Below are 773 nucleotides of genomic sequence, written 5' to 3' on the forward strand. Positions count from 1 at the left end.
AACCTCTCCGGCCAGTACTTCACCGACCCCAACCTCGTCGCCGCCGGAGCCCTGCTCACCGCGATCCCCACGCTGATCGTGTACTTCGCACTCCAGCGCCAGTTCGTCAGCGGCCTCACCCTCGGCGCCAACAAGGGCTGAACCAAGCCTTCCGTCGTTCCCCACACCTTCCGGAGTTACCAGCAGTGACCACCGAACGCCGTCTTCGCCTGCCCGGCCTCGCCTACGGCGGCGACTACAACCCCGAACAGTGGCCAGAGGACGTGTGGGCCGAGGACATGGCCCTGATGCGCGAGGCCGGGGTGACCATGGTCAGCGTCGGCATCTTCTCCTGGGCCCTGCTGGAGCCGTCCGAGGGCGTCTACGACTTCTCCCGCATGGACAAGATCCTGGCGCTGCTCCATGAGAACGGCATCGCCGCCGATCTCGCGACCCCGACGGCCTGCCCGCCCGCCTGGTTCTTCCGGGCCCATCCCGAGGCGCTGCCGGTGGACAGGGACGGCCGCACGCTCTCGTACGGCAGCCGGCAGACCTTCTGCCCGTCCAGCCCCGCTTACCGCACCGCGGCGCTGCGCATCGCGGGCGCCCTGGCCGAGCGGTACGCCGACCACCCGGCCGTCGCCATGTGGCATGTCCACAACGAGTACGGCTGCCACAACGCCGCCTGCTACTGCGACACCAGCGCGGCCGCCTTCCGCACCTGGCTGAAGGCGAAGTACGGCAACGACCTCAACGCGCTCAACCACGCCTGGGGCACCACCTTCTGGAGCCAG

The 773-nt window shown here is 69.1% G+C and carries 1 protein-coding gene and 1 pseudogene; both read left to right on the forward strand.

Features of this window, described 5'->3' with window-relative positions; all coding sequences use genetic code 11:
* A pseudogene (locus PUR53_RS06215) lies at positions 1–141 on the forward strand (carbohydrate ABC transporter permease); the annotation flags it as partial.
* Between the two features lie 44 nt (positions 142–185).
* Positions 186–773, forward strand: a 588-nt coding sequence (locus PUR53_RS06220) for a beta-galactosidase (protein WP_329907646.1), incomplete at its 3' end; no start/stop codon positions are given.

Source organism: Streptomyces sp. SP18BB07 (genome assembly GCF_036322545.1).
In the GTDB taxonomy this organism is placed as follows: Bacteria; Actinomycetota; Actinomycetes; order Streptomycetales; family Streptomycetaceae; genus Streptomyces; species Streptomyces deccanensis.